Raw genomic sequence first — 22,149 nt, forward strand, 5'->3', positions numbered from 1 at the left:
GGGCCCGGGCAGCACGCCGGGGCCCGCCTCCTGTGCTGTCCGGGCCCGTCAGACGCCTCCGCTGACCGCCTCCTGGGCGTCCAGCAGCTCCGCGCAGTCCTCCTGGACCAGGACGGCATTGACGGCGACCGCCGTCCGGTAGGCGTCGCCGGCTGCGGTGACGAGGTGGGCGGAAGGATCCGCGGCATTGCCGACCGCCCAGATCCGTTCGTGGGACGCCCGTCCCCGATGGTCGGTGACGATGCAGCCGTCGTCGCCCAGCTCGGATGCCAGGGAGGCGACCAGCGGCGATCCCGCATCGGCTCCGGGCTCGCAGAACACCGCGATGCACGGGACCCGCTCCCCGCCCGTGGACCCGTCGTCGACCTCGACGGCGAGGAGCGCCCTCGGGCCGTCGTCGTCGGCATCGTCCAGGAGGAACTCCCTGACCGTGCCTTCCACCACCCGCACGCCCCTGGCGCGCAGGCGGCGTGCGTCCTCCTCCGGCACCGGCCCCAGCAGGTGCGGGAAGTAGGTCACATCCGCCGACCACTGGCCGAGCAGGAGCGCCTGGGCCAGCGAGGCCTCGGTGGAACCGATCACGCCGAGCGCCTGGTCCCTGACCTCCCAGCCGTGGCAGTACGGGCACTGCAGCAGGCCGCGGCCCCACGCCTCCCGCGCGCCGGGGACCTCCGGGAGGACGTCCCGCAGGCCGGAGGCGAGGATCAGGTGCCGCGCCCGTGCCGTGCCGCCGTCCCTGATCCTCACGGTCCATACATCGGCACCCTCCTGCGCGCCGTCGTCCTCGACGCCGTCCACGACGCCGTCCACGACGCCGTCCACGAACTCCACGCCGTAGGGTTCCAGTTCCGCCCGGCCCAGTGCCACGAGCCGCTCCGGGGTCGTGCCGTCGCGGGTGGGAAAGCCGTAGGCGGCGTCCGCCGGCGCGTTGCGGGGCGTCCCCGCGTCGATCACGAGGACGCGCCGCCTCGACCGCCCGAGCACGAGGGCCGCACTCAGGCCTGCGATCCCGCCGCCGACGACGATGACGTCATGAATTCCTGGCTTGTCCATACCGTCATCCGACCACGGAGCCGGGAAGCGGCGCGACCGCACGTTCCGCTTGCGCTCCGGCTGCCGGTCCCGTGGCGGGGCGCGGGGTCCCCGGAGCGGCGGACAGGCCCAGTGACGCCACGAGGGACGAGAAGCGCTCGTTGGCGGCGAGGTCCTCGACCAGGACGGCCCGGCCGTCGGCGTCGGCAAGGGGGATCCTCCAGTTGGGGTACTCGTCCTTGGTGCCCGGCTGGTTCTGGGTGCGCCGTTCCCCGACGGCGTCGGCGAGCGCGACGCCCAGCAGGACGGACGGCGTCTGCGCGATGAACGCGTGCAGCGCTTCGACGGTCTCGGGGACGCCGGCCGGGCCGTCCGCGAGCAGATGGCGGTTCCGGAGGAGGGCCAGGAACTTCTCCTGGACAGCGCGGTCCTCGGCCTGTTCCTCCTCGACGGACCGGCTGAGGAGGCCGAGCCTCTCGCGCAGCATCACGTGCTCCCCTGCCAGGTAGCCTGCGCTGGGCGGGAGGTCGTGCACGGTCACCGTCGTGAGGCAGCCCTTGCGGTAGGCCTCGGGAGGACGGGGCCCGTCCTCGTCCTGCTCGAACCACAGGATCGAGGTGCCGAGGATGCCGCGCTCGGCGAGGTACTCCTGCACGCCGGGCTCGAAGACCCCGAGGTCCTCCCCGACCACGATCGCGCCGGCGCGTTCCGCCTCGAGGGCGAGGATGCCGATCAGCGCCTCGTGGTCGTAGTAGACGTAGGCTCCCGCGCCGGGCGCGGCGCCCTGCGGGATCCACCAGAGCCGGAACAGGCCGAGGATGTGGTCCACCCGGATGCCGCCCGCGTGCCGCAGGATGTTGCGGAGCATGTCCCGGAAGGCCGCGTACCCGGACGCGGCCAGGCGGTCCGGATGCCACGGCGGCTGGCTCCAGTCCTGGCCGAGCTGGTTGAACATGTCCGGCGGTGCGCCCACGCTGATCCCCGCGGCGAGGACGTCCTGCAGGGCCCACGCATCGGCCCCGCTGGGGTGGACGCCCACAGCGAGGTCATGCACCACGCCGATGGACATCCCGGCGTCGGTCGCGTCCAGCTGGGCCTCCTGCAGCTGTTCGTCGAGGAGCCACTGCAACCAGGCGTGGAACTCGATCCGGCCCGCGTGACGCCGGGCGGCCTCTCGGGTTCCGGGCGAGCCGGGGCGTCCGACGGCCTGCCATTCCGGGGCGTCCGGCGCATACGCCTCCGCGAGCGCCGACCACAGCGCGAAGTCGGCCAACCCCTGGCCCTGGTGTGCACGGTAGGCGTCGAAGTCCTGCTGGCGCTGGGCGGGGCGTTCGACGGCGAAGACCAGTTCGAGGGCCTCCAGCTTGGCGGCGTAGGAGGAGTCCCGGTCCAGCAGGTCGGTGGCCGTGTTCGCCGCGGCGAAACCCACGGCAAGCCCCTCGATGCGGTCCCGCGCCGCGGCGCCGAGCCTCGCGTACTCGGGGATGTCCTCGACCCGCAGGTACAGGGGGTGGAAGTAACGGCGTGTGGTCGGGAGGTAGGGCGAGGGCTCCACCGGCGGGACCGGCTCCGCGGCGTGCAGGGGGTTCACCAGCACGAAGTCGCCCTCGTGCTGCGCGGCCGCCTGCGCGATCCGCCCGAGGTCGGCGAGATCGCCGATACCCCAGGAATCGGCGGAGCGGACCGAGTACAGCTGCGCCATGAGGCCCCACCGGCGGTGCTCGGCCAGCGCCGTCGTCGTGCTCAGCCGGTCCGGCGTGACCACGAGGGTGCACGAGCTCTCCTGCCCGTCGATGGCGGCGCGGAGCGTGTGCCAGCCGAGCGGGAGGGCGTGGGGCAGGGTGGCGTCGCGCCGCTCGAGGTGCCGGCCGTCGACCGTCCGTGTCTCCCGCGCCTCGCCGACCGTCACCGTGTAGTGGACGCCGTCCTCGCCCACGGCGCTGAGCTCCACCGCCGCTCCGGCGGGCACGTGGAGGGCCACGGGGTCGGCGCGGCCCCGGCGCACGACGACGACGGCGGGCAGGACCGAGCGCCACGGGCCAGTCACGGCGTCCTCGAGGGCCTGCGCGACGGCGGTGTCGGACGAGGCGTCGACGCCCAGGGCCGCGAGGACCGTCACGAGCGTCTCGGGGCTCACCCGGGCGGGTTCGCCGTCCCATCCCTTGGAGGTGGTCCCCACCCGGTGCGCCTCGGCGAGCTGTTCGAGGGGCGAGGGGGCGGGCGGGCGTGGGTCGTCGTGCTGCGTCGTCTCGGCCATGGCTTCAATCTAGGCGGCCATCGGCAGGCTGTGCATCCGCTCCTGCGGTGCATCACGGATTTGACGGGGACCGGAACGCCGCGCCGCGCGGTTCCGGGGCCGCTACCAGGTGTCCTTCGTGTAGGTGCTGTTCAGGCGGGCGATCAGCGCTCCGAGCGTCTGCACGTCCTCGGGTTTCCAGCTGCGCATGAGGGCCGTGAACGCCGTACGCCGGCCGCACTGTGCGGCTGCGAGCTGCTGCTGTCCGAGCGGGGTGAGGACCACGCGCTGGGAGCGGGCGTCATGCGGGTCGAGCTGGCGGAGAACGAGCCCCAGCCGTTCGAGCCCGGCGAGCTGGCGGCTCACGGACGGCTTGCCCACCCCGATGCTCAGGGCGATGTCCGTCGCCCGGAGGGAGCCCTCCCGCTGCAGGAGGGTGAGGATGCCGTAGGCGGCAGGCTCCATCTCGGGGTGCACGTGCTTCGCGAGCGCATGCGACGTGGTCCGTTCCCGGCGCCACAGTACGCTCGTCTGCTCCTCGAGCACCTCGATGGCGTGGTCGAATTCGACGTCACCGGCCTCCGCTGCTGTCTCCATCCCCGAAGCGTATAGAGGACCGGCCCGGGCCGGGAGGGCCTCCGGCCAATAATCCGAAGATTTCAGGGCACAGGCGGCGTGGGCGCGCTGACGAAGTCCCGGTGCATCTCCGTCTGGGAGAGGGCGGAGAGCAGCTGGAAGCCCTGCAGCCCCTCCCAGCCCGCGGTCCAGGTCAGCCGCGAGGCGAGGTCCCAGACGCTGGGATCCTCGCCGGCCTCGAGGATCGCCGCCACCTCCCGCGTGCGCGTCAGGTGATGGCCGGCGCTTGCTTCCGCTCGGCCCCCCAGCCCCGTGAACCGGTAGCCGTGGCCGGGAAGTGCCTCGTAGTGCCCGTAGCGGCGCACGCGGTCGATCGAGGCCAGGTAGTCGGCCAGCGGGTTCGACGGCGTCGGCCCCCCGAGCCCCAGCCCGGCGAACACCGCGGGCAGCACGTGGTCCCCGGTGACGAGGAGCCCGCGGTCGTCGTCGCGCAGGCAGACGTGGCCGGCCGTGTGCCCCGGTGTGCCCATCACGACCATCCTGAACCCGGGAACCGGCAGGACGTCGCCGTCGGACAGGGTGCGGTCCACGGCCGGCACGAGCCCGACGGGCGACCGGTCCACGAACCGGGTCAGCTCGGCGTGGCGCTCGGGCGGGACGCCCCACGCTCGGAGCCGCCGGGCGTTCTCCTGCGGGTCGAGCAGCCGGGTGCTGTGCCGCTCGAGCGCGGCACGCTCCGCGGCGTGCATCGCCAGGGGTGCGCCCGAGGCCTGCCGCAGGCGGGCTGCCATGCCGACGTGGTCGGGGTGCAGGTGTGTCCCGGTGATCCCGGTGACCGACGCCGCACCGCCCGGTGCGATCCGGGCGAGCGCCGCCGTCAGCCGGGCCCAGTTCGCGTCGGAGTCCCACCCGGGGTCGACGACGTGGACGCCGCCGTCGGCACCCAGCAGCAGGTACGTGAGGGAGTAGGCGAGGTGCCCGCCCGGCATGGGCTGCGCGAGGGACCAGACGTCGGCGCGCACCTGCTCCAGCGGCGGAAGCTCTCCGCGTTCGAGGGCCTCGACCTGCTGCGTACTGGTGCTCTTCATGCGTCCTTCCCGACGGTCTCCCCCCACGATGGGACCTCGCAAGGGCGTCCCGGTCAGCCCCCGAAGAGGGCCGCTGCTTTGGTGAGGGTCTGGAAGACACCGTAGGCGAGGGGCACTCCTACGAGTGCCCAGACGGCGGTGATTCGTGCACGGGCCATGTCAGGCCTCCTTCGCAAATTCTCGGGGCGCGTTCCGGACGGGTTCGTGGTAGCGGGCGTTCACGGGCTTGACGAGCAGGTTGGCGATGAATCCGATGATCAGCAGCGCCACCATGGTGAGCAGGGCGGGCTGGTACGCACCCGCGGTGAGCTCGCCCGGGGTGCCCTGGGCATCGAGGAAGGCGTTCACGATCAGCGGTCCGGCGATCCCGGCGGCGGACCACGCGGTGAGCAGGCGGCCGTGGATGGCGCCGACCTGGTAGGTGCCGAACAGGTCGCGCAGGTAGGCCGGTGCGGTGGCGAAGCCGCCGCCGTAGAAGGAGATGATCACGAAGGCGAGCGCCACGAACAGCAGAGTCGTGGAGGAGCCCGCCAGGGCGAGGATCAGGTACAGGACCGCGCCCACGCCGAGGTAGACCATGTAGATGCGCTTGCGGCCGACGAGGTCCGACATCGTGGACCACCCGAACCGACCGCCCATGTTGCCGATGGACAGCAGGCCCACGAAGCCACCGGCGACGGCGACAGAGACCGCCGTCGTGCCGTCCGCGCCGCGGAAGAAGTCCTGGATCATCGGGGAGGCCTGCTCGAGGATGCCGATGCCCGCCGTGACGTTGCAGAACAGGACGACCCACACGAGCCAGAACTGGGGTGTCCTGATGGCGTTCGCGGCCGAGACGTTGTCCGTGGTGATGAGCGGCTTTGACTTCAGCTGGGAGGGATCGAAGCCGTCCGGCTTCCAGCCCTCGGCCGGCACCTTGATGGTGAAGGCCCCGAACATCATGTAGACGAAGTAGATGACGGCGAGGGTCAGGAACAGCTTCCCGACGGCGTCGCCGCTGGCCACCCAGCCCTCGGTGCCGGACTCCGGGTCGTACATGCGGAGCAGCTGTGTGGACAGGGGGCTCGCGATGAGTGCGCCGCCGCCGAAGCCCATGATCGCCATGCCCGTGGCGAGGCCCGGGCGGTCCGGGAACCACTTGATCAGCGTGGACACGGGAGAGATGTAGCCGATACCCAGGCCGATGCCGCCGATGAACCCGTACCCGAGGTAGACGAGCCACAGCTGGTTCGTGAAGATGCCGAGCGCTCCCACCAGGAAGCCGGAGGTCCAGAGCACGGCCGAGGTGAACATGGCCTTGCGCGGACCGTTGCGGTCCACCCAGGTGCCGAGGAGCGCCGCCGACAGGCCGAGCATCACGATCGCGATCGAGAAGATGATGCCGATCTGCGTCAGCGAGGCGTCGAAGTGCGTGGTCAAGGCGGTCTTGTAGACACTGGTCGCGTACGCCTGGCCGATGCACAGGTGAACGGCCAGCGCGGCGGGCGGGATCAGCCAGCGGTTGAATCCCGGTCGGGCGATGGTGTGGTCGCGGTCGAGCCAACTCATCGGTGGCCTCTCTGTCAGCTGGAGCGGCCTCCCCCGGCCATTGTTGTCGAGAGCAATTATGCTGTGCGTCACAGCGATCGGCGTGCACGCCACGATCGGCGGTAGTGGTGGCGCGTCGAGCGGTTCTGTGATCCGGCAAGTACGCAGCCGGCTTAGCAATCTCGCCTACACTGGCGCTCATGACCATCACCGAGCAGGGCGCCGACACCAGACTGAGACGCGGGATCACCGGACCGCTCCTGTATCTCTTCATCCTCGGTGACGTCCTCGGAGCCGGTGTCTACGCCCTGGTGGGCGTCATCTCCGCGGAGGTGGGCGGCGCCATCTGGATGCCGCTGATGGTCGCGCTGGCCCTCGCCCTCCTGACGGCCGGCTCCTACGCCGAATTGGTCACCAAGTACCCGAAGGCCGGGGGAGCCGCGGTCTTCGCAGAGCGCGCCTTCAAGAGGCCCTTCATCTCGTTCCTCGTCGGCTTCTGCATGCTCGCTGCCGGAGTGACCAGTGCCGCCGGACTCGCCCAGGCGTTCGCCGGCGGGTACCTCACCACCTTCATCGACGTGCCCACGACGCCGGCCGCGCTCGTCTTCCTCGTCCTCCTGGGCCTGCTGAACATGCGCGGCATCAAGGAGTCGGTGCGCAGCAACGTGGTCATGACCGTCATCGAGGTGTCGGGCCTGGTCCTGGTGATCGTCGTCGTGGGGATCTTCGTGGCCGATGGCAACGGCGACCTCTCGCGTGTCAACGAGTTCCCTCCCGGTGTGGGCGCGGCGTCGGCCGTCCTGGCGGCGTCGCTCATCGCCTACTATTCCTTCGTCGGCTTCGAGGTCTCCGCGAACGTGGCCGAGGAGGTCCACGACATCAGCCGCGTCTACCCGCGGGCCCTCTTCGGCGCACTCCTCACGGCCGGCGTCGTCTATCTCCTGATCGGGCTGGCATCCTCCGCCGCCCTCGCCCCCGACCAGCTCGCCGGGTCCAGTTCGCCGCTGCTCGACGTCGTGGCTGCCACCGGCGCAGGCGTGCCCGGCTGGCTCTTCAGCTTCGTGGCCCTCATCGCGGTCGCCAACGGCGCCCTCCTCACCATGATCATGTCGAGCAGGATCACCTTCGGGATGGCCGAGCAGGGCCTCTTCCCGTCGGTCTTCGACCGCGTGCTGCCCCACCGCCGCACCCCGTGGGTGGCCATCGTCGCCACGACCCTGGTCGCGATGGCACTGACGCTGACCGGTGGCCTCGAGTCCCTCTCCCAGACCGTCGTCCTGCTGCTGCTGTTCGTCTTCCTCAGCACCAACATCGCCGTGCTCGTCCTGCGGAAGGACGCGGTGGAGCACAAGCACTTCCGCATCCCGGTGGTCTTCCCCTACCTCGCCATCGCGTCCTGCATCCTGCTGCTCACCCAGCAGACGGCCGAGATCTGGGTTCGCACCGGCATCCTCCTCGCCATCGGCCTGGCCCTGTACGGCGTGCAGCGATTCGCCCGCAGGCGGGCACCGAGGGCCGCCGACCAGTAACTTCTCCCGCAAGGTGGCAACGGGCAGCGCCACCCTCACGGAGGGCGCGGCGAAGCTCGCGGACGGTACGAGCCGCCTCGCGGACGGGACCGACCGGCTGGCCTCAGGATCGACGGAACTCGCCGCCAAGACCCCGGCGCTCGTGGACGGTGCGTCCACAGCGGCCACGGGGGCGGTCGCCCTGAACGACGGCGCCGTACGCCTGGGCGAGGGCACGGCGAAGCTCGCCGACGGCGCAGCCGACCTCACCGTGGGAACGCAGAGGATCGCGGACGGGACGGCCAGCCTGGATGAGGGCCTGGTCGCCCTGAACAGCGGTGCAGCGGCCCTGGAGACCGGGTCGGGCGACCTCGATGACGGCGCCGCGGCACTCACCGACGGCAATGCACGCCTCGCGGACGGGGCGGCCACGCTGGCGTCCGGCAACGGGGAGCTGGCCGAGGGAACCAGCACGATGCACGCGTCCACCGCGGCAATGACACCGGCATCGATCGCAGGGTCGCCCGGCATCGCGGCCCTGGCCATCCCGTTCGCCGTCGTCGTCGGACTGCTCGCAGCCATGCTGCTCCCCCGCACCCGCCGGGCACGCTAGCCTCCGGCGCGCGGACGAAGGGAGGCGGCCCGCGGGGCCGCCTCCCTTCACGGTTGCCGCCTGCACCGGACGCCTGACGTCACGGCGCCTGGCTACCAGGCGTGGGGTGCGGGCTTCCTGGTGCTGGGCAGCGCGTTGTTGAGGCGCCACTCGTGGATCCACCCGGGCAGCACCAGGTCCGCCGGTGGCGCCCCGAAGGCTGCGATGATCTCCTCGTTACCGACCGGACCCGACGGCGAGACGAGCCTCGTGGCGATGAAGGCACGGGCATGGATCTCGCCGTCGGCCACGGCGCGCTGCTCGAAGTAGACGGCTCGCTCGTCGAGGCCGATGATGCGGGTCTCGACGGCGTAGCGCTGCCACAGCTGGAGCGACCGGCGGAAACTGATGGTCTCCCCGGCGGCGACGGGCGTCCAGCTGCGCCGGCGCATCTGCCGCCACACCCCGCTGCGCACCATCAGGTCGAAGCGGCCGAGGTCGAAGACCGAGAAGTACATCCCGTTGTTCATGTGCATCGCGATGTCGATGTCTGTGGGGAGGACCCGGAAGGTCGCGCTGCCGGCTCCCCAGATACTGAGGCGCGAACGTCGGCCGGACAGGAAGAGCTGCAGCATCGTGCGGAAGATCAGGTGCATGGCCCCGATATTACCGGGCAGTAACATCACCCCGTCGAAGGTGCCCCGCCTAGACTCGGTGGATGGACCAGGCTTCCCCGCACGCCCTCCCGATGGACCGGTACCGGGAGTTGCTGGACAGGGCGTACCGGACCCTGGCGGACCTCGTCCCCGCCACCCTCGACCTGCCGGTGCCGGCGTGTCCGGGCTGGACGGGTGAGGACCTCGCGCGACACACCGCGATCGTCTTCCTCCACAAGGCCGAGACCATCCGGACGGGGGAGCGTCCGAGCCATGGCTGGCCGCCCGTGAGCATCGGCAGTCTCCCCCCGCAGGCGCTGCTCGCCCACTCCTTCACCAGCCTCACCGACCAGTTCGACCGACACCGCCCCGAGGACCGTGCGGAGACGTTCGTTCCGTGGGACCAGACCGTGGGCTTCTGGATCAGGCGGCTCACCCACGAGACCACGATCCATCGCATCGACCTCGAGGACGCGGCGGGAGGCGAACCCACCCCCGTGGACCCGGACCTGGCCCTCGACGGCATCGACGAGGTGCTGACCGTGATGCTCGCCCGGAGCCGGCCCGACCGCACGGCCTCCGGGGCGGCGCTCCGCCTCGAGGCGGGCGGGCACTCCTGGGACCTGCACCTCGACCCGGAGCGTGTCGCCGTCACCCGCGACACGGCGGCGCGTGGGCAGCCCGTCCTCCGGGCCGATCCCGACGCCCTGCTCCTGTGGCTCTGGGGCCGGGCACTCCAGCCGACCCCGCCGTCGGACGCGGCCCGGGAGCTCCGCGACCGCCTGGCCAGGGCGCTGTAAACGGAATAGATCCTCCGGATCCGGGGTTGGCACGTTCAGGAAGCACCCGAGCACCAGGAGCAGCAATGAACGTCAGTACCCAGATCCAACTCGTCCGCCGTCCTGTGGGCACGCCCGTCCCGGAGGACTTCGCCACCGTCACGGTGGAGCTGCCGGCACTCGGCCGGGACGAAGTACGCGTCCGCAACGAGTACGTGTCCGTCGACCCCTACATGCGGGGCCGCATGAACGATTCGAAGTCCTATGTGGCACCCTTCGGCCTGAACGAGACCATGACCGGCGGAGCAGTGGGCCGCGTCATCGAGTCGACGTCCGAGGCGATGCCCGTCGGCACGGCGGTCCTGCACGGCGAAGGGTGGCGCGACGTGGCCCAGGGCCCGGCTGCACTCTTCTCGCCCCTGCCGGACACGGAACTGCCCCTGTCCGTCTTCCTCGGTGCCGCCGGCATGACCGGCCTCACGGCCTATGCGGGGCTCAAGCGCGTCGCGGGGCTCAAGGAGGGAGACGTCGTCTTCATCTCCGGCGCTGCGGGCGCCGTCGGCTCCATCGCCGGCCAGATCGCCCGCAAGCTCGGCGCCTCGCGCGTGATCGGCTCGGCCGGCTCGGCGGAGAAGGTGGCCCTGCTCAAGGAGAAGTACGGCTACGACGAGGCCTTCAACTACAAGGACGCCCCCGTGCGCCGGCAGCTGCGGGACCTCACCCCGGACGGGATCGACGTGTACTTCGACAACGTGGGCGGGGACCACCTCGAGGCCGCCATCGATCGCCTCACCACGGGAGGCCGTGCGGCCCTGTGCGGCGCGATCTCCCAGTACAACAGCACCGAGCGCGCCCCCGGCCCCGACAACCTGTCCAACCTGGTCACGCGGTCGCTCAAGCTGGAGGGTTTCATCGTGGGCCGGCACCAGGACCTGCGGGCCGAGTTCGCCGAGCGCATGACCGGCTGGCTCGCCGAGGGCAGCGTCGTGTTCGACGAAACCGTGGTGGATGGCATCGAGAACGCCGTCGGAGCCTTCCTGGACATGATGGACGGCGCCAACACGGGCAAGATGCTCGTCCGCGCCTGAGCGCCCAGGCGCGTGTCGCGGCTGTCACCCGACGCACCCCGACGGCCCGCGACGATACTGGGGTCATGACCGCAGCCTTCACATGCACGACGACGACCACCGTGGGCGTGGCCGAACTGTTCGACCGCTCGCGCAGCATCGACGCCCACGCGACGTCCATGCGCTTCTCCCGGGAGCGGGCCGTCGGAGGGGTGACCAGCGGGCTCATCGGCCTCGGCGAACACGTCACGTGGCGTGCCTGGCACTTCGGGGTGCCCATCAGGATGACCAGCGTCATCACGGAGTTCGACGCACCTCACCGGTTCGTGGACGAACAACGCACCGGGCCGTTCCGGGACTTCCGGCACGTCCACGAGTTCTCGGAGGCCGGCGGCATCACGACGATGGTGGACACCATCCGGTTCACCGCGCCGTTCGGACCGGCGGGTGCGGTGGCGGAGCGGCTATTGCTCCGGCCGTACCTGCGCTATCTGATCACGGTGCGCAACCGCTTCCTGACGGCGGACGCCTCGTGACGGCTCAGGCGTCCACGGAGACGCGGAGGGTCGCTTCGAGGCGCTTGCGCTGGTCCACGGGCAGGAGCGCGCGGTACTGGGGGAAGTCGCGGAGGAACTCCCGCACCCTCGGGCAGTAGGGGACGACGGCGATGCGCCGCTGGTGGGCGTTCAGGAGGACGCGGCGGATCAGGGCGGGTTCGATGTCGACGGGGTCGAACTGCGGGTCGACTACCGCCTGGATCAGCACGGCGTGCGCGCCCTTCATCTCGTACTTGACGTGGCCCACCATGGTGCCGTCGCTGAAGAGCTCGAAGCGCGAGAACAGGGAGTTGTCCCGGAAGCCGCCGCGTGCCTTCGTGGGCTCGCTGCGGGTCTCGGCCTGGACCTCGCGCCGTTCGATCTCCTCGACCAGCAACTCGTAGTGGTGGACGGCTTCCATGGGCGGGAAGTCGCGGTCCAGTACCCGGTAGGTCTGGTTGCAGAGGACCCTCAGCTGCCGGTTCGACACGACCGAGAGGTCGGTGGGGAATTCGGCGTCATCCGCACGGGGTGCGGGCGCGGGGGCACCTCCGGGAGCCACAGCCCAGCCGAACTGCTGGGGATCGACGGCCTGCGCCGTCTGGGTGCCGGGATCGGCCAAGAGGGAAGTTTGCATGGTCAGCTCCACGATGGTGGTTCAATGGCCCGCTGCTAGGCCCGTCCTTAGACTATAGGCCTGTCCGGGCCCGATGTGAAATTAAGCGGACCGGGCGTACCTTTCCGGCCGTCGAACAGTCCGTGCTGCGCGTCGGAACGAGTCCTGGGCGGCCGCGACCGAAGCCCTGCCGTGGGGAGCCATCGTGACGGCCGTTTGACGGCGGGTGCGGCGCGGGACAGGCTGGTACCGACCCAGCATCCGTCGAGCAGGAACACCACCATGGCACTCGCCCCCACCGTCCAGCTGCGCAGCGGCGCCCACCTCCCCCTCCTCGGCCTCGGGACCTGGCCACTGGACGACGCCGAGGCAGCGGACACGGTGGCCCTGGCCCTCGATGCCGGCTACCGGCTGGTCGACACGGCGGAGAACTACCGCAACGAGTCGGGCGTCGGCGAGGGGATTCGTCGCTCCGGCGTGCCGCGGGAGGAACTGTTCGTCACCACGAAGTTCAACCGGGAACACCACAGCCGGGACGGCGTCCGGCGCGCCTTCGAGACCAGCGCGGACCTGCTGGGGCTCGAGTACATCGACCTGCTGCTGGTCCACTGGCCCAACCCGGGCCAGGGGCGCCACGTCGAAGCCGTCGAGGGCATCGCCGCGCTGATGGAACAGGGCCTCGTGCGCGCGGTAGGTACCTCGAACTACAAGCCCGCGCACCTGCAGCAGGTCATCGACGCCGGGATCGTCCCCGACGTGAACCAGATCCAGCTCGACCCCCGGCGGCCCCGCATCGTGGAACGGGCGTTCCACAACGAGCACGGCATCGTCACGGAGTCCTGGAGCCCGCTGGGCCAGGGCGGCGGGCTGCTCGACGAGCCGGCCGTCACGGCGATCGCGGAGGCCCATGGCCGGACACCCGCTCAGGTGGTGCTGCGATGGCACGTGCAGCAGGGCATGGTCGCCATCCCCAAGTCCTCCAACCCCCAGCGGCTTGCCCAGAACCTCGACATCTTCGACTTCGAACTCTCCGGGGCGGAGCTGGCTGCCGTCTACGCGCTCGACTCCGGCCGCGCCGACGTCGTCGACTCGGACGAGTTCGGGCACTGAACCGGCCCTCCGTCGTCCCGCAGTGATCCCCTGACGATCCCGGAAGGACGTCCAGCACGTGCTCGAGATCGCCGTGATCCTCCTTGCCGGGTTCTGGGCGGGCATGATCAACGTCGTCGTGGGGTCGGGTACCCTCGTCACGTTCCCCACCCTGCTGCTCTTCGGCTACCCGCCGATCGTCGCGAACATCTCCAACAACATCGGCCTGGTCGGCGGCGGGCTCTCCGGCTCGTGGGGCTACCGCCGGGAGATCGCCACCAACAAGCGGCTCCTCCTGCGACTGCTGCCGCTGTCGGCGGTCGGCGGCCTGATCGGCGCGCTCCTGCTGCTGGTCCTCCCGCCCGAGGCCTTCCGGGCGATCGTCCCCGTCCTGATCATCATCGGCCTCGCCATGGTGGCGCTCGCGCCGCGCGTCCAGCGCGCAGCAGCAGCGAAGGCCCTCGAGGCCGCCCCCGACGCCGCGCCGTCGCGGCGCCGCTCCCTGCTGCTGCTCACGGGGATCGGGGTCCTCGGGATCTACGGCGGGTACTTCGGTGCCGCGCAGGGCATCCTCATCGTCGGGCTGATGAGCATGGTGACCATCGAGAGTCTCCAGCGGATCAACGCCATCAAGAACGTCCTGACCACGGCCGTCAACGGCGTCGCGGCCGCCACGTTCATGATCTTCGGCCGGGAGTCCATCGACTGGACGGTCGTCCTCGTGATCGCCGTGGGGGCCACCCTCGGCGGCCTGCTCGGCGCGCGCGTGGGACGCCGGCTCTCCCCGGTGGCGCTCCGCGCCACGATCCTCGTGATCGGCGGGGTCGCGCTGATCCGGATCGTCTTCTTCGGCTGACCTGCCGGCGGCGGGGCGGGCCTAGGGCCAGAGCATCTCCCGGCGCCAGCCCTCGCCGAACCGGGTGTACAGCAGGCGGGTGTGGCGCCGCTCCTGGTCGGCCTGCCAGAACTCGACGGCGTCGGGCGCCACCGTGAACACCGTCCAGGTCGTCGACGCGACGCCGCCCTCGGCCTCGATGTGGTGCACCTGCTCCGCCACCGCGGCGGCGACGTCGCCCCGGCTCCGCACCACCGCGCTCTGGCTGCCGGCCAGCACCAGGGCGCGGGCCACCGGGTGGCGGCGCTGGAAATCGGCGTCGTTCTCCTCGGTCGTACCGGTGGACACGGGACCGCGGATGCGGATCTGCCGGCCGGCCTCCGGCCAGAAGAAGGTCAGCGCGGCGGCGGGGTTCCCCGCCAGCTGCCGGCCCTTCGGGCTGTCGCTGCTGGAGGCGACCTGCCATCCGTCGGGTGTGAGGTCCTTCAGGATCACGACGCGCGCATCCGGCAGGCCGTCCTCCCCCACCGTGGCGAGGTTGACGGCGTGGGGAGCCGCGACGCCGTCGTCCACCGCGCGCTGCAACCACTCGACGAACAGCGGGAGCGGGGAGTCGGGGGCCGCCTCCGGATCGAAGGGCGGCATCTCGTCGGGGAACACCGGAACGCCGCGTACGATGTCGCGGATCATGCCTGGATCGCTCATGCGGCCAGCCTAGCCCCCACGCCCCTGGAACCCCGCCGCCGCGATCGTGCAACCCGGCCTCGCGGAACACCCTCCAGGGATGCCCTTCCCGGGGCCGCAGCATAGAGTCGGTGGATGCCAGCGCACCAGGACCAATACGTCGGACCACGAGACCTCACCCGGTGGACATCCCCGGTGGGCCGCTTCCTCGTCCGGTGCGTCCGCCCGCTCGCCCGCTGGGTCGGCCCGCACGCCGCACTGCTGCTCCTCATCGCGATCGGCGGCGGCGTGGCCGCGGCCCTCACGGCAGCGTCCGCCGAGGTGTACGAGTCCGTGATGGAGGCCGACGGCGTGGCGGCCCTCGACCACCCGGCCCTCGACCTCGCCGTGTCCCTCCGCCAGGACTGGCTCAACGCCTCCGTCACCGGGTACACCAACATCGGCGGACCGATCGGCATGCCCGTCCTCGCCCTCTCGATCATGGTGCTGCTCGCCGTGCACCGCCGCTCCTGGACTCCCGTGATCCTGCTGCCCGCGGCAGCATTCGGCTCCCTGCTCATGACGATCGCGGGCAAGGACGCCATCGGGCGCCTCCGCCCTCCCACCGACCTCGCTGTCCCGCCCTACGAGACCTCGCCGTCGTTCCCCAGCGGGCACTCCCTCAACGCCGTGGTCATCGCGGGCATCGTCGCGTACCTGCTGGTCCTGCGGGAACACCGCAAGCGGACCCGCGCACTGACCGTCGCTCTCGCCGTCGCCTTCGCCGTGACCATGGGACTCAGCCGGGTCTACCTCGGCCACCACTGGCTCACGGACGTCCTGGTCGCCTGGACGCTCGGGGTCGCCTGGCTCGCCGTCGTCATCACTGCGCACCGGCTCTTCCTGACGTTCCGCCTGCGCCGGACAGCCACCCGTGGCGCCCCCGTCTGAGCAGCCCCCGCCCGACGCCGGCCCCCTCCCGCCAGGTCCCCTTCCCGCCGCGCGCCCGCTCCGCCGCGACGCCCGCCACAACCGCGAGGTGGTCCTCGCGGCCGCCCGGCGCATGTTCGCGGTCCACGGCGCGGACTGCAGCTTCGAGCACATCGCCCGCGAGGCCGGCGTGGGCGTGGGCACCGTGTACCGCCGGTTCCCCGATCGCCGGACGCTCATCGAGGCCATTCTGGAACAGCGGGTGGCCGACGTCGACGCGGCCGTGTCCCGGGCCCTCACCCTCGAGGATCCGTGGGCGGCCGCCCGGCTCTTCCTCGGCGCGGCGGCCCGCATGCAGCTCGAGGACCGCGGACTGCGGGAGCTCCTGCACGACCACGGGTTCGTCTCCGCGGGGCTCGCGGTGCTGCGACGGCGGATCGCTCCCGCCGCCGAGGAACTCGCCGCCCGCCTGAGACAGGGCGGCGCGCGGCCGGACCTCGGCGGCGACGACGTCCTCATGCTCGTCCGCATGCTCGGCTCCCTGCCGCCCGAAGCCGCCGCGACCACCCGGAACGCGGGGCTCGAGAGGTATCTCGACCTCGTCCTGGACGGTGTCCGTCACCGCCGGACCGGCGAAACGTAAGCAGAACCGACGAATTCCCATCACCAAAAATGATTACCCGCGAACGTCCCGCCGCCCCATACTGGGTGGTGCACACGAGCACCCCCCACCCAGAACGGACGATGATGTCGGAGAACCCAACCCTGCAAGGGTCGCAATCGGTGTTGCGGCGCAAGCCGATCGACAACGTGGAGGACGAGACGGGCCGCAGCGGCCTGTTCAAGAGCCTCGGCCTATGGCAGCTGACGGCCATCGGCGTCGGCGGCATCATCGGGGTCGGGATCTTCACGCTCGCCGGACTCGTCGCGAACGGCGGCCCGGACGGCACCCCGGTGGGCCCGGCCGTCCTGATCTCGTTCCTCATCGCCGGCCTGGCGAGCGCGGCCGCCGCGCTGTCCTACGCCGAGTTCGCCGGGATGATCCCCCGCGCCGGCTCCGCCTACACCTACGGCTACGTGGCCCTCGGTGAGATCATCGGCTGGTTCATCGGCTGGGACCTGCTGCTCGAGTACATCGCCATCGTGGCCGTCGTGGCCATCGGCATCTCGGGGTACTTCACCGAGTTCATGTCCGGCATCGGTGTCGACGTACCCACCTGGATGCAGGGGACGCCGGACACGATCGAGGGCGGCGTGATCAACCTCCCCGCCATCATGGTCTGCCTGCTCGTCACCTTCATCCTCAGTCGCGGCACCAAGACCTTCGGCCGGTTCGAGCTCGTCGCCGTGGGCCTGAAGATCCTGCTCATCCTCGGCATCGTGGGTCTGGGCTTCTTCTACGTGAACGCCGAGAACTACTCGCCGTTCGTCCCGTCGGGCTTCGGTGCCGTGTTCGCCGGGGCCGCCACCGTCTTCTTCGCCGTGTTCGGCTACGACGCCATGAGCACCGCCGCCGAGGAGGCCAAGGACGGCAAGAAGCACATGCCGAAGGCCATCCTCCTGTCCCTCCTGATCGCGATGATCCTGTACGTCCTGGCGACCCTCGTCCTCACCGGGATGCAGAACTACAAGGACATCAGCCCCACCGCGGGCTTCGCCTCCGCCTTCCAGTCCGTGGGCCTCCCCGTCGTCGCGACGGTCATCTCGGCGTTCGCCGTGATCTCCATCCTCACCGTCATGCTGACCTTCCTCCTCGGCGTCACCCGCGTCTGGTTCTCCATGAGCCGCGACGGGCTCCTGCCGGCCTGGTTCTCGACGACGGACCGCAACGGCACGCCGCAGCGCGTCACCTGGATCGCCGGGATCGCCTCGGCCCTGCTCGCCGGGGTGTTCCCGATCCGCGCCGTCGCGGACCTCACCAACATCGGCATCCTCGCGGCGTTCGTCGTCGTCTGCATCGCGGTGATCGTCCTGCGGCGCACGCGGCCCGAGGTGCCCCGGACGTTCAAGCTGCCGCTCATGCCGATCGTCCCCGCGTTCGGCGTCCTCGCGTCGCTGTTCCTGATGCTGCAGCTGCACTGGGAGACGTGGGCGCGCTTCGGCGTGTGGCTCGTGATCGGCCTGGCCATCTACTTCTTCTACGGCCGGAAGCACTCGCTCATGAACCCCGACAGCCCGCGCCACGCCCTCCTGAAGCGGCAGGGCTGACCCCTCCCGGCGGCACCCCGGGGCGTGAGGTGCCCGCCGTCCGCGTCACGAACGTGCGGCGGGCCCCCTCACCTCCTATCCTCGACAGGGGTCGCGGGCTCCCTCCGCGGCCGCAGACCCATCCCCACCACCGAAGGACCCGCCCTCCATGGACCTCTTCCGGACCAAGTCGATCGAGCAGTCGATCAAGGACTCCGATGAGAAAGGGCACGGTCTCAAACGGTCCCTCACCGCATGGGACCTCATGATCATGGGTGTCGCCGTCGCGGTCGGCGCCGGGATCTTCTCGGTGGGCGCGCAGGCCGCCGCCTTCAACGCCGGCCCCGCGGTGACCATCTCCTTCGTCCTCGCCGCGATCACATGCGCCCTGGCGATCATGTGCTACGCGGAGTTCGCGACCGCACTGCCCGTCGCGGGCAGTGCCTACGTCTTCACCTACGCCACGATGGGCGAGCTGATCGCCTGGATCATCGGCTGGAACCTGATCCTCGAGCTGCTCATGGCGGCGGCCGTCATCGCGAAGTTCTGGGGCGTGTACCTCTCGGACCTCTTCAGCGCCCTCGACCTCGACGTACCCGCGGAGGTCAGCCTGCTGGGCCTCGACCTCGCGTGGGGACCGCTGCTGATCGTCGCCGTCTTCACCGCCGTCCTCGTCTGGGGCACCAAGCTCTCCGCGCGCGTCAACAGCGTCTTCACCGTCATCAAGATCGGCATCGTGCTGTTCGTCATCGTCGTCGGCTTCTTCTACGTCAACCCCGAGAACTACACGCCGTTCGTGCCTGCCTCACAGCCCGCGGAGGGCGGCGCCGGCTGGGCCGAGCAGCCCTTCCTCTCCTTCCTCAGCGGTGCAACGCCGGCAGCGTTCGGCTTCACCGGCATCATCTCGGGGGCGGCGCTCGTGTTCTTCGCGTTCATCGGGTTCGACGTCGTCGCCACCTCCGCCGAGGAGGTGAAGAACCCGAGCCGCACGCTCCCCCGGGGCATCTTCGCGGGGCTCGCCGTCGTCAGTGTCCTCTACATCCTGGTGACCCTCGTGGTGACCGGCATGGTCCCCTACACCGAACTCGGGGCCTCCGGCGCGCCGTCGCTCGCCACCGCCTTCCAGCTGGTCGGCGCGGACTGGGCCGCCGGCGTCATCTCGGTGGGCAGCCTCATCGGCCTGACCACCGTGATCATGGTGCTGCTGATGGGCCTCGCGCGGGTGATCTTTGCACTCAGCCGCGACGGGCTGCTGCCCCGCGTCCTCAGCCGCACCTCGGACAAGCACGGGACGCCGGCGCGCACGCAGGTGCTCTGCGGCGTCGTCGTCGCCCTGCTCGCCGGGTTCACCCAGGTGGAGATCCTCGCCGAGATGATCAACATCGGTACGCTGTCCGCCTTCATCACGGTGAGCCTCGGGATCATCGTGCTGCGCCACAGGCGCCCGGACCTGAAGCCGGCCTTCCGCGTCCCCTTCGGCTCGGTCATCCCCATCGCGTCGGCCCTCCTCTGCCTCTACCTGATGTTCAACCTCGCCACCATCACCTGGCTGTTCTTCGCCGTGTGGCTCGTGCTCGGCTTCGCCCTCTACTTCGCCTACGGCAACCATCACTCCCGCCTCGGGGCGCAGCAGCGCGCGGACCGCAGGGCTCCCGCGTCCGCATGAGGTGCGCCGGCGCCGCGGACACGAGATGATGGTGCCCCCGGAGCAACCCTTCCCGGGGCCCGCCGAGCAGGAGAACCACGATGTCCCAGGATCCTTATCCCAGTGAACTCCCCTCCCCCGGCCGCAGGGATCCGTACGACGGCGGTGCCTACGGCTACCCGCCGAACCGGACGGGCAGCCCCTACCAGCCGACCGGCAGCTACCCGTCGGGCCTCTACCAGTCCTCGTACCAGACGATGGAGGGTGAGAAGGCCGCCCAGCTCTCCCTGATCCTCGGTCTCGTGGGGTTCTTCGTGGCGGGCATCATCCTCGGGCCGCTGGCCATCTGGCAGGCCCGGAAGGCGGAGCGGCTCGGCGTCCCCGCGACGGCGGGGAAGGTCCTCGGCTGGGTCGTCACGGCGCTCTATGCGCTGGCGATCCTGGCGGGCATCCTGTTCTTCGTCCTCATCTTCGTGGGATTCGGCGCCACGGCCCGCTACAGCTACTGAGTCACGCCGGGTGCCCCGGGCCCGGAGGGGACGTCAGAGCGTGGGGAACAGGTGGGTGGACTGCTCCCCCGCCTCGAACACCCGCGAGTGCGGGCCCGTCCCGACGATCAGCGGATCGGGCGTGCCGACGACGTCGTGGTCCTTCTCGTCGTAGTCGAGGACGTGGAGGACGTAGCGCATGGCTTCGATCCGGGCCCGTTTCTTGTCGTTGCTCTTGATGACCGTCCACGGGGCGTCCGCCGTGTTGGTGTAGAAGAACATGGCCTCCTTGGCCGCCGTGTAGTCGTCCCACTTGTCGAGGGACTGCAGGTCCATGGGGCTGAGCTTCCAGCGCCGCACCGGGTCCGTGTGGCGCTTGGCGAAGCGGCGGCGCTGTTCCTCCTGCGACACCGAGAACCAGAACTTGGTGAGGTGCGTGTCGCTGCGCACGAGCATGCGTTCGAATTCAGGAGCCTGCCGCATGAACTCGAGATACTCCGTGGGCGAGCAGAAGCCCATGACGCGCTCGACCCCGGCCCGGTTGTACCAGGAGCGGTCGAACAGCACGATCTCGCCGCCCGACGGGAGTGTGGAGACGTAGCGCTGGAAGTACCACTGGGTCTTCTCCTTGTCGCTCGGCTTGTCCAGGGCGACGATCCTCGCCCCGCGGGGGTTCAGGTTCTCCATGAAGCGCTTGATGGTCCCGCCCTTGCCGGCGGCGTCACGCCCCTCGAACACCAGCGCGACCTTGGCCTCGTTCGCCCTGACCCACCCCTGCATCTTGAGCAGTTCGATCTGGAGGGCCCTCTTGGCCTTCTGGTACTCGCGCTCCGTCATCTTCTGCTCGTACGGGTAGTCCTCGCGCCACGTCGGCTGGTCCGGGTGCGGCAGGAGCACCTGGTCCTCGCCCTCCGGGCGGGGGACCGGGACCGGGATGGCGGGGGCTTCGGGGGCGGGGGCTTCGAGGGCGGGCACCGCGTCGAGCACTGCGTCGTCGGGGGTTGCTTTTCCTGAACTCATCCCTGGTCCTCCGGGTTCGACCGTGCCGCACGGATGCCCATCTTCTCAGAGAAAGCCTCGGCGAGCACCCGCGCCGGGGAATCCCCTGCAGCCCCAGCGGGTTACAGCCCACACCCGGCCCGTCGAGCAAGGAGACCCGTGAGTACCGACCAGACCCCCGAGGAACGCTGGCGCCGTTTCCGGGACGCCCGGAATGCCGCCCTGGCCGAGGACCACGGCTGGCTGACCCTGACGTCCTTCCAGTGGCTGGGCGGGGAGCCGGCGCAGGTCGACGGCGTCCCCGGCGCCTGGTCCTCCACGGGCGATTCCGCCCGGCTCACCGCGCGGGCCTCGGGCGGCCTGACCGATCTCACCGACCCGACGGGCGGCAGGGTCGAGGGGACCATCACGGCCACCCTCGACGACGAGGACTCGCTTCTGTGGGTGGCGTACGGCGGGGAGGACGGACGCCGCGTCGTCGTCGAACTCGCGCGGCGCGCCGGCCGTTACGCCCTCCGGACCAGGGATGCCGCCTCGCCCGTGCTCACCGGTTTCGCCGGTGTCCCGACCTTCGGCTACCGGCCCGATCTCGTGGTGGAGGGACGGTTCGAGCCCTACGGGGAGCCCCGCCACGAGCCGATCGCCACCGCGCACCCGGAGGTGCCGGGATCGCACGAGACGGCAGGCGAGGTGGTCTTCTCGCTTCCCGGTGACAGCCGCAGGTTCCGGCTCCGCGCCGCCCAGGACGGGGCCGGGTCGCTCTCGATCACCTTCCACGACGCGACCAACGGCGTCAGCACCGCGGCCTGGCGCTCGGTGACCACACGCCGCCCCCGCCCGGACGGCGGCGTGGTCCTCGACTTCAACCGCGCGATCAACTACCCGAGCGCGTTCACGCCCTTCGGGACGTGCCCGGCGCCGGTCGGCGCGAACGTCGTCGACGCGCTCATCGAGGCCGGCGAGAAGGACCCGGGGGGCGGTCAAGCCGCGTCCCGGGCGTCCGTGTCGCGGTAGCTGCTCCGGGTCCCGGTCCGGCGGTCCCCGGCGGTCGGCCACCGGGGATCGGGTCGACGAACGGCGTGGCCCTCCCGAAGCACAAT

Annotated in this window: 23 protein-coding genes; 13 read left to right on the forward strand and 10 right to left on the reverse strand. The window is 70.8% G+C overall.

Annotated elements, in window-relative coordinates; all coding sequences use genetic code 11:
- Positions 1-48: 48 nt before the first annotated feature.
- The 6 genes from ACX80P_RS10660 to ACX80P_RS10685 all read right to left on the reverse strand — a co-directional run bounded on the left by ACX80P_RS10660 (position 49) and on the right by ACX80P_RS10685 (position 6,480).
- Positions 49-1,053: an NAD(P)/FAD-dependent oxidoreductase gene (locus tag ACX80P_RS10660; RefSeq protein ID WP_459278042.1), complete on the reverse strand. Its 1,005-nt coding sequence runs from the start codon at positions 1,051-1,053 to the stop codon at positions 49-51.
- A gap of 4 nt (positions 1,054-1,057) precedes the next feature.
- On the reverse strand, positions 1,058-3,289 hold the full coding sequence (gene malQ / locus ACX80P_RS10665) for a 4-alpha-glucanotransferase (RefSeq protein WP_459278043.1): 2,232 nt from the start codon (positions 3,287-3,289) through the stop codon (positions 1,058-1,060).
- Positions 3,290-3,391: 102 nt separating this feature from the next.
- Complete coding sequence (locus ACX80P_RS10670; protein WP_459278044.1) at positions 3,392-3,865, reverse strand: MarR family winged helix-turn-helix transcriptional regulator; 474 nt, start codon at positions 3,863-3,865, stop codon at positions 3,392-3,394.
- Between the two features lie 62 nt (positions 3,866-3,927).
- The gene (locus ACX80P_RS10675) at positions 3,928-4,932 is read right to left on the reverse strand and encodes an MBL fold metallo-hydrolase (RefSeq protein WP_459278045.1); all 1,005 of its coding nucleotides are present in this window, start codon (positions 4,930-4,932) and stop codon (positions 3,928-3,930) included.
- Positions 4,933-4,985: 53 nt separating this feature from the next.
- Positions 4,986-5,090 (reverse strand): MFS transporter small subunit, encoded by a 105-nt coding sequence (locus ACX80P_RS10680; protein ID WP_459278046.1) that lies wholly within the window; start codon positions 5,088-5,090, stop codon positions 4,986-4,988.
- A gap of 1 nt (position 5,091) precedes the next feature.
- Positions 5,092-6,480 (reverse strand): OFA family MFS transporter, encoded by a 1,389-nt coding sequence (locus ACX80P_RS10685; protein WP_459278047.1) that lies wholly within the window; start codon positions 6,478-6,480, stop codon positions 5,092-5,094.
- Positions 6,481-6,659: 179 nt separating this feature from the next.
- Between ACX80P_RS10685 and ACX80P_RS10690 the strand changes: the two genes are divergently transcribed.
- Both ACX80P_RS10690 and ACX80P_RS10695 read left to right on the forward strand, forming a co-directional pair.
- Positions 6,660-7,988 carry an APC family permease gene (locus ACX80P_RS10690; protein ID WP_459278048.1) on the forward strand — a complete coding sequence of 443 codons (1,329 nt, stop codon included), beginning with the start codon at positions 6,660-6,662 and terminating at the stop codon, positions 7,986-7,988.
- A 13-nt stretch (positions 7,989-8,001) separates the two neighbouring features.
- Positions 8,002-8,580 (forward strand): hypothetical protein, encoded by a 579-nt coding sequence (locus tag ACX80P_RS10695; protein ID WP_459278049.1) that lies wholly within the window; start codon positions 8,002-8,004, stop codon positions 8,578-8,580.
- Positions 8,581-8,672: 92 nt separating this feature from the next.
- Here ACX80P_RS10695 and ACX80P_RS10700 read toward each other — a convergent pair whose 3' ends face one another.
- The gene (locus tag ACX80P_RS10700; RefSeq protein ID WP_459278050.1) at positions 8,673-9,215 is read right to left on the reverse strand and encodes an acyl-CoA thioesterase; all 543 of its coding nucleotides are present in this window, start codon (positions 9,213-9,215) and stop codon (positions 8,673-8,675) included.
- Positions 9,216-9,277: 62 nt separating this feature from the next.
- Between ACX80P_RS10700 and ACX80P_RS10705 the strand changes: the two genes are divergently transcribed.
- The 3 genes from ACX80P_RS10705 (at position 9,278) to ACX80P_RS10715 (ending at position 11,597) form a co-directional block, all read left to right on the forward strand.
- Positions 9,278-10,015, forward strand: coding sequence for a maleylpyruvate isomerase family mycothiol-dependent enzyme (locus ACX80P_RS10705; protein ID WP_459278051.1), 738 nt, complete (start codon positions 9,278-9,280; stop codon positions 10,013-10,015).
- 65 nt (positions 10,016-10,080) lie between these two features.
- The gene (locus tag ACX80P_RS10710; protein WP_459278052.1) at positions 10,081-11,082 is read left to right on the forward strand and encodes an NADP-dependent oxidoreductase; all 1,002 of its coding nucleotides are present in this window, start codon (positions 10,081-10,083) and stop codon (positions 11,080-11,082) included.
- A 65-nt stretch (positions 11,083-11,147) separates the two neighbouring features.
- The gene (locus tag ACX80P_RS10715) at positions 11,148-11,597 is read left to right on the forward strand and encodes an SRPBCC family protein (protein WP_459278053.1); all 450 of its coding nucleotides are present in this window, start codon (positions 11,148-11,150) and stop codon (positions 11,595-11,597) included.
- A gap of 4 nt (positions 11,598-11,601) precedes the next feature.
- On the opposite strand, the gene ACX80P_RS10720 is transcribed toward ACX80P_RS10715, so the two are convergent.
- Positions 11,602-12,234, reverse strand: coding sequence for a GNAT family N-acetyltransferase (locus ACX80P_RS10720; RefSeq protein ID WP_459278054.1), 633 nt, complete (start codon positions 12,232-12,234; stop codon positions 11,602-11,604).
- A gap of 261 nt (positions 12,235-12,495) precedes the next feature.
- Here ACX80P_RS10720 and ACX80P_RS10725 point away from each other — a divergent pair, with 261 nt between their 5' ends.
- Both ACX80P_RS10725 and ACX80P_RS10730 read left to right on the forward strand, forming a co-directional pair.
- Positions 12,496-13,323 (forward strand): aldo/keto reductase, encoded by an 828-nt coding sequence (locus ACX80P_RS10725; RefSeq protein WP_459278055.1) that lies wholly within the window; start codon positions 12,496-12,498, stop codon positions 13,321-13,323.
- 58 nt (positions 13,324-13,381) lie between these two features.
- A complete protein-coding gene (locus ACX80P_RS10730; protein WP_459278056.1) occupies positions 13,382-14,158 on the forward strand; it encodes a sulfite exporter TauE/SafE family protein in 777 nt (258 codons plus the stop codon).
- A gap of 21 nt (positions 14,159-14,179) precedes the next feature.
- On the opposite strand, the gene ACX80P_RS10735 is transcribed toward ACX80P_RS10730, so the two are convergent.
- On the reverse strand, positions 14,180-14,842 hold the full coding sequence (locus ACX80P_RS10735; RefSeq protein WP_459278057.1) for a pyridoxine/pyridoxamine 5'-phosphate oxidase: 663 nt from the start codon (positions 14,840-14,842) through the stop codon (positions 14,180-14,182).
- A gap of 114 nt (positions 14,843-14,956) precedes the next feature.
- Here ACX80P_RS10735 and ACX80P_RS10740 point away from each other — a divergent pair, with 114 nt between their 5' ends.
- The 5 genes from ACX80P_RS10740 (at position 14,957) to ACX80P_RS10760 (ending at position 20,071) form a co-directional block, all read left to right on the forward strand.
- Complete coding sequence (locus tag ACX80P_RS10740; protein WP_459278058.1) at positions 14,957-15,751, forward strand: phosphatase PAP2 family protein; 795 nt, start codon at positions 14,957-14,959, stop codon at positions 15,749-15,751.
- Positions 15,735-16,373 (forward strand): TetR/AcrR family transcriptional regulator, encoded by a 639-nt coding sequence (locus ACX80P_RS10745; protein ID WP_459278059.1) that lies wholly within the window; start codon positions 15,735-15,737, stop codon positions 16,371-16,373. The genes ACX80P_RS10740 and ACX80P_RS10745 overlap by 17 nt, the downstream gene beginning before the upstream one ends.
- A 104-nt stretch (positions 16,374-16,477) precedes the next feature.
- The gene (locus tag ACX80P_RS10750) at positions 16,478-17,938 is read left to right on the forward strand and encodes an amino acid permease (RefSeq protein WP_459278060.1); all 1,461 of its coding nucleotides are present in this window, start codon (positions 16,478-16,480) and stop codon (positions 17,936-17,938) included.
- A gap of 148 nt (positions 17,939-18,086) precedes the next feature.
- On the forward strand, positions 18,087-19,583 hold the full coding sequence (locus ACX80P_RS10755; protein ID WP_459278061.1) for an amino acid permease: 1,497 nt from the start codon (positions 18,087-18,089) through the stop codon (positions 19,581-19,583).
- Positions 19,584-19,663: 80 nt separating this feature from the next.
- Entirely contained in the window at positions 19,664-20,071 is a 408-nt protein-coding gene (locus ACX80P_RS10760; RefSeq protein WP_459278062.1) for a DUF4190 domain-containing protein, read from the forward strand.
- 33 nt (positions 20,072-20,104) lie between these two features.
- On the opposite strand, the gene ppk2 is transcribed toward ACX80P_RS10760, so the two are convergent.
- Entirely contained in the window at positions 20,105-21,070 is a 966-nt protein-coding gene (gene ppk2 / locus ACX80P_RS10765; RefSeq protein WP_459278063.1) for a polyphosphate kinase 2, read from the reverse strand.
- A 138-nt stretch (positions 21,071-21,208) separates the two neighbouring features.
- On the opposite strand from ppk2, the gene ACX80P_RS10770 reads away from it, so the two are divergent.
- On the forward strand, positions 21,209-22,063 hold the full coding sequence (locus tag ACX80P_RS10770) for a DUF1684 domain-containing protein (RefSeq protein WP_459278064.1): 855 nt from the start codon (positions 21,209-21,211) through the stop codon (positions 22,061-22,063).
- Positions 22,064-22,149: the final 86 nt, after the last annotated feature.

It is taken from the genome of Arthrobacter arabinosi (genome assembly GCF_054511115.1).

Bases quoted from the DNA above. Each gene is read 5' to 3' on its own strand.
- ACX80P_RS10675 (WP_459278045.1), bottom strand. From the start codon at position 4,932: ATGAAGAGCACCAGTACGCAGCAGGTCGAGGCCCTCGAACGCGGAGAG.
- ACX80P_RS10680 (WP_459278046.1), bottom strand. From the start codon at position 5,090: ATGGCCCGTGCACGAATCACCGCCGTCTGGGCACTCGTAGGAGTGCCC.
- ACX80P_RS10685 (WP_459278047.1), bottom strand. From the start codon at position 6,480: ATGAGTTGGCTCGACCGCGACCACACCATCGCCCGACCGGGATTCAAC.
- ACX80P_RS10710 (WP_459278052.1), top strand. From the start codon at position 10,081: ATGAACGTCAGTACCCAGATCCAACTCGTCCGCCGTCCTGTGGGCACG.
- ppk2 (WP_459278063.1), bottom strand. From the start codon at position 21,070: ATGAGTTCAGGAAAAGCAACCCCCGACGACGCAGTGCTCGACGCGGTG.
- ACX80P_RS10670 (WP_459278044.1), bottom strand. From the start codon at position 3,865: ATGGAGACAGCAGCGGAGGCCGGTGACGTCGAATTCGACCACGCCATC.
- ACX80P_RS10705 (WP_459278051.1), top strand. From the start codon at position 9,278: ATGGACCAGGCTTCCCCGCACGCCCTCCCGATGGACCGGTACCGGGAG.
- ACX80P_RS10690 (WP_459278048.1), top strand. From the start codon at position 6,660: ATGACCATCACCGAGCAGGGCGCCGACACCAGACTGAGACGCGGGATC.
- ACX80P_RS10755 (WP_459278061.1), top strand. From the start codon at position 18,087: ATGGACCTCTTCCGGACCAAGTCGATCGAGCAGTCGATCAAGGACTCC.
- ACX80P_RS10720 (WP_459278054.1), bottom strand. From the start codon at position 12,234: ATGCAAACTTCCCTCTTGGCCGATCCCGGCACCCAGACGGCGCAGGCC.
- ACX80P_RS10760 (WP_459278062.1), top strand. From the start codon at position 19,664: ATGTCCCAGGATCCTTATCCCAGTGAACTCCCCTCCCCCGGCCGCAGG.
- ACX80P_RS10735 (WP_459278057.1), bottom strand. From the start codon at position 14,842: ATGAGCGATCCAGGCATGATCCGCGACATCGTACGCGGCGTTCCGGTG.
- ACX80P_RS10660 (WP_459278042.1), bottom strand. From the start codon at position 1,053: ATGGACAAGCCAGGAATTCATGACGTCATCGTCGTCGGCGGCGGGATC.
- malQ (WP_459278043.1), bottom strand. From the start codon at position 3,289: ATGGCCGAGACGACGCAGCACGACGACCCACGCCCGCCCGCCCCCTCG.
- ACX80P_RS10700 (WP_459278050.1), bottom strand. From the start codon at position 9,215: ATGCACCTGATCTTCCGCACGATGCTGCAGCTCTTCCTGTCCGGCCGA.
- ACX80P_RS10750 (WP_459278060.1), top strand. From the start codon at position 16,478: ATGTCGGAGAACCCAACCCTGCAAGGGTCGCAATCGGTGTTGCGGCGC.
- ACX80P_RS10715 (WP_459278053.1), top strand. From the start codon at position 11,148: ATGACCGCAGCCTTCACATGCACGACGACGACCACCGTGGGCGTGGCC.
- ACX80P_RS10725 (WP_459278055.1), top strand. From the start codon at position 12,496: ATGGCACTCGCCCCCACCGTCCAGCTGCGCAGCGGCGCCCACCTCCCC.
- ACX80P_RS10740 (WP_459278058.1), top strand. From the start codon at position 14,957: ATGCCAGCGCACCAGGACCAATACGTCGGACCACGAGACCTCACCCGG.